This window comes from Candidatus Angelobacter sp. (genome assembly GCA_035607015.1).
GTDB lineage: Bacteria > Verrucomicrobiota > Verrucomicrobiia > Limisphaerales > AV2 > AV2.
The window spans coordinates 1-4385 of record DATNDF010000079.1; the positions used below are offsets into that span (position 1 = coordinate 1).

Genomic DNA, 4385 nt, shown 5'->3' on the forward strand with positions numbered 1-4385 from the left:
GGCACGGCATCCCGGAAGCGCTCGAAGCCATTTTGATCGGCCGCAGCCGGATTGAACCCAAGGTTGCCATCCTCAAACCGGTCTCTTCGGCCATTGCCATCGGCACCGGCGGGCCGTTCGGAGCAGAAGGCCCGATCATCATGACCGGCGGCGCATTGGGCTCGTTGTTCGCGCAATTCTTTCATCTGACCGCCGCGGAAAGGAAAACCCTGCTGGTTGCCGGCGCGGCGGGCGGCATGTCCGCCGTTTTCGCCACGCCGGTGGCCGCGGTTTTGCTCGCCGTCGAATTGCTGCTTTTTGAATGGAAGCCGCGCAGTTTCATTCCGGTCGCAATTTCAGCAACCGTCGCGGCCGCGCTGCGCGTTCCGCTGCTGGGCGGGGGGCCGATTTTTTTCATTCCTCCGCACAGCGCTCTTGGCCCGACGATCCTGCTGCTTTCTCTCTGCGTCGGAATTCTCGCCGGGTTCGGTTCCGGGCTGTTGACCCTGTTGGTGTACGCATGTGAAGACCTGTTTCAAAAGCTGCCCGTTCACTGGATGTGGTGGCCGGCGATCGGCGCAGTGTTCGTCGGCCTGGGCGGATGGATTGATCCTCGCGTGCTGGGTGTGGGCTACGATCTCATTCACTCGCTGCTGCGAGGCGAAGTGGTTGGCGGCGCGCTTGTCGGCCTTCTCCTCGCGAAGTCACTGGTGTGGTCAATCTCGCTCGGCTCGGGAACTTCCGGTGGCGTGCTGGCGCCATTGTTGATCATGGGCGGCGCGCTCGGCGCGGCGATCGGGCAATGGCTGCCGGCCGGTGACCCCGGTTTCTGGGCGATGATCGGCATGGGAGCGATGATGGGTGGCACGATGCGCTCGCCGTTCACCGGCATGGTGTTCATGCTCGAACTGACGCACGATCTCAACGCGCTGCCGGGGCTGTTGATCGGCTGCGTGGCGGCACTGGCCGTCACAGTGTTGCTGCTGCGCCGCTCCATCCTCACCGAAAAACTCGCGCGGCGCGGCCATCATATCACACGCGAATACAGCATCGACGTATTTGAATTGTTGCGGGTGCGCGAAGTGATGGACGAGAACCCGCCCACCATCCCCGCCACGATGAAAGTTGGCGAATTGTCGGACCGGATCGCGCGGAATGACCCGGAACTGTCCCGGCGTCAGGGCACATTGATCGTGGACAGCAAGCGGCGGCTGGTCGGCATCATCACGCGCGGCGACCTCGTGCGAGCGCTGCAACGAGACCGTACGGGTCGGATGACGGTGTTGGAAGCGGGCGGGCGCGACCCGATCGTCGCCTATCCGGACGAAGTGCTGCTCGACGCCGTCGCAAAGATGCTCAAAAATAACATCGGCCGGCTGCCCGTGGTCAGCCGCGACGATGGGAAACAGATCGTCGGCTATCTTGGGCGCGGGAACGTGATGGCAGCGCGTGTCCGGCATCTCGAAGAGGAGGGCGTTCGCGAGCGCAGCGAAATCTCCGAACTCCTGCCGTTGCAGGGTTGACGTCACTCCTGAAGCAGTCAATTCCCAGGCGTCCTCCCGGCGCGGCCGCAGGTTCTATCCACGCGGCAACGGACTCAGTTATGCCTCGGTGGCGCGGCGGGCGTTCGCCCAACCATGGCCACAGCACTGGCGGCTTGCCCCCAGTGACCTCCGGGTCTGTTGTTAAATCCTTCTTCGCCCTTCCGCATGACTTTTCGCGTCCCCATGGCAGTTAAATGGTCTGGTGCAACTGTCGTGCACAGTGGGAACATCACTTCTGAACTCCTGGATTCATACGCCTTTTCTGTGATTACCATGCTGGGAGCATCGGGAACCCTGTTTTCTGAAGAAAGGTGGTGCGGATAGCAGGACTTGAACCTGCACGCCTTGCGGCACTACCACCTCAAAGTAGCGCGTCTGCCAATTCCGCCATATCCGCAACGCAGCCTAAATTGAAGCACACCCTGGCGGGGAGCAAGTGGAATTTAGCCGACGGGACACGCAATCGCCAGCAAATCCCGGGAGATCATCGAAACTATTTCGCGAATTCCCGGTCCGGATTCTGCGTCAATGCCCTGTGCCGGCGCCTCGATTGAGGTGGATTTTTGGCCCGGTAATCGCTACGATTTTCACATGCCGGAAAAGAGTTTGACCGCCATTCCCCGCCCGCTGCGGGAGCAGTACGAAAAAGCCCTGGCCGCCCTCCAGCGCCAGAACTTCGATTACGCCATCGCCATCCTCGAACAAGTGCTCCTGAAGGAGCCGGGTTTTTATGCCGGGCGCGAGGCGTTGCGCGCCACCCAGGTGAAGCGCGCGGGCAACAAGGGCGGCTTTCTGAAAAAAATGTTTGGCACAGCAAGCAACTCTCCGCTGCTCGCCAAGGGCCAGATTGCGCTGCGCACAAACCCGGTTGACGCCATCAACATCGCCGAACAAATCCTCAACGGCGACCCGAACAATATTGCCGCGCATAAAATGCTCGCCGAAGCGGCTCTGACGGTTGACCTGCCGCGGACGGCAGCGTTGTCGCTGGAATTTGCCTTCAGAAAATCCCCCGACCGCGACGTGGCCATAAAGCTGGGCAAAGCGCTGTCGCAATGCGGCCAGTCGGAAAAAGGCGAGAAGATCCTGGCGGAACTGGCGAGCACCTTCCCCAACGACCCGGAGATCGGGCGCGTGCTGAAGAATGTTTCCGCGAACCGCACAATGTCTGAGGGCGGGTATGAGGCACTGGAGGGCGGCGGCGGTTCGTATCGCGATATTCTGAAGGACAAGCACGAGGCCACGACGCTCGAGCAGGAAAAGCGGGCCATGAAGAGTGACGACGTGGCGGGCCAGTTGCTGGCCGACTGCGAGGCGCGCATCGCACGGGAACCGGGCAATCTTCGCCTGCTGCGCTCCGCGGCGGAACTTAACGCGCAGAAAAAACAATTCGACAAGGCGCTGGAATATTACAATCGGATCACCGCCGGCGAGGGCACCTCCGACCCCTCGCTCGAACGGGCCATCGCCGAGACGACGGTAAAAAAGTTTGAGCACGCGCTGGCGCAGCTCGACCCGGCGGCGCCGGACCACGCCGAGCAGGCGGCGCGCATCAACGCCGAACGCGTCGCTTACGAACTCGAAGAGATCAAAAAGCGCGCGGAAAGATACCCGAACGATCTGGCGATCCGGTTTGAACTGGGCGAGCGATATTTCAAGGCCGGCAGAATCAGCGAGGCGATTTCCGAGTTTCAGAAGGCGCAGAACAATCCGCACAAACGGGTGCAGGCGATGAGTTACCTTGGCCAGTGCTTTGCGCGGCGCGGCATGAACGACCTGGCGGCGCGCACCCTGCAAAATGCGATCAAGGAAAAGCTCACCTTCGATGACGAAAAGAAGGAGCTGATTTATACGCTCGGCTGCGTGCTCGAGAAGATGGGCAAGAAGGAGGAGGCCATCGAACAGTTCAAACTGATTTACGAGAGTGATATTGGCTACAAGGATGTCGCGGCGAAAGTGGATTCGTATTATTCGGGGCAGTAGTCCGCATTTTCCCTGTGGTTCAATCGGCCGTGATCGTGCTCCCCGCCGGATATGTCCCTGATTTGACCGGTGCTTTCGTACTCGCAGGCGTACCAACAGCGTTAAGGGTGTATCTTTCCTTCAGAACGTAACGCGGAAATTTGCCATTCATCAAGTAGGGTGCGCGGTCAGACCATGTTGGAACTGCGCCGACAGGTTGTTTCTTATCCAACGCCCACTGATTCTTTGCGCCTTCGATGACCCGGAGGTTGTTAAAGATGCTGTTCAAGGGACCGGGTCCACTACGAATCCGGCTGGGAATCGCGATTGCAGCCATCAGAAGTAAAATGGCGGACACCGCAATCGCCACTCTCCATACACTAAATTCGCTGTCCGCTGCGCGTTGTACTTCCATACATGAGTCGGCGAGTCACCTATCACGCTGCAAAAGATACATTGCGAGCGCTTCGAGCGCGACGGCCTTTCCCTTGAAAGTTCTGAGCGCGGCAAACGCGCGATCCGTGAGCAGTTGAGCTATCTTTCTCGATTTCTCCAGGCCGACGATGGCCGGGTAAGTTGCCTTTTGCGCCCGGGTGTCTTTGCCCGCCGTTTTGCCGAGCTTCTCGCTGGTCTGGGTGATGTCGAGGATGTCGTCGATGATTTGGAACGCGAGGCCGACGTTGTAACCGAAGTCAGTCAGCACCTTCAGTTGCGCCTTCGTGCAGTTTGCGCTCATGCCGCCCAGGCGCGTTGAACAGCAGAGCAGTGCCGAGGTCTTGCGTTCGTGAATGTATTTCAATTGCCCGGCGGAAATCTTCCGGCCCTCGCCTTCGAGGTCGGCAACCTGTCCGGCGATGAGCTGAAGCGATCCGGCGGCCTGCGTGATTTCCAGAATGATGT

At 59.9% G+C, this 4385-nt stretch carries 4 protein-coding genes and 1 tRNA gene; 2 read left to right on the forward strand and 3 right to left on the reverse strand.

Features of this window, described 5'->3' with window-relative positions:
- The coding region (locus VN887_03255; GenBank protein HXT39019.1) for a chloride channel protein at positions 1–1502 on the forward strand (1502 nt) is incomplete at its 5' end.
- Between the two features lie 333 nt (positions 1503–1835).
- Here VN887_03255 and VN887_03260 read toward each other — a convergent pair.
- A tRNA-Leu gene (locus VN887_03260) sits at positions 1836–1920 on the reverse strand.
- 131 nt (positions 1921–2051) lie between these two features.
- On the opposite strand from VN887_03260, the gene VN887_03265 reads away from it, so the two are divergent.
- Positions 2052–3506, forward strand: coding sequence for a tetratricopeptide repeat protein (locus tag VN887_03265; GenBank protein ID HXT39020.1), 1455 nt, complete (start codon positions 2052–2054; stop codon positions 3504–3506).
- A gap of 19 nt (positions 3507–3525) precedes the next feature.
- On the opposite strand, the gene VN887_03270 is transcribed toward VN887_03265, so the two are convergent.
- Positions 3526–3900 carry a hypothetical protein gene (locus VN887_03270; protein HXT39021.1) on the reverse strand — a complete coding sequence of 125 codons (375 nt, stop codon included), beginning with the start codon at positions 3898–3900 and terminating at the stop codon, positions 3526–3528.
- 15 nt (positions 3901–3915) lie between these two features.
- A partial coding sequence (locus VN887_03275; protein ID HXT39022.1) for a polyprenyl synthetase family protein occupies positions 3916–4385 on the reverse strand: 470 nt, incomplete at its 5' end.

What these genes read in the sequence shown, in the direction of transcription:
- VN887_03265 (HXT39020.1), top strand. Translation starts at nt 2,052, where the DNA reads ATGCCCTGTGCCGGCGCCTCGATTGAGGTGGATTTTTGGCCCGGTAAT.
- VN887_03270 (HXT39021.1), bottom strand. Translation starts at nt 3,900, where the DNA reads ATGGAAGTACAACGCGCAGCGGACAGCGAATTTAGTGTATGGAGAGTG.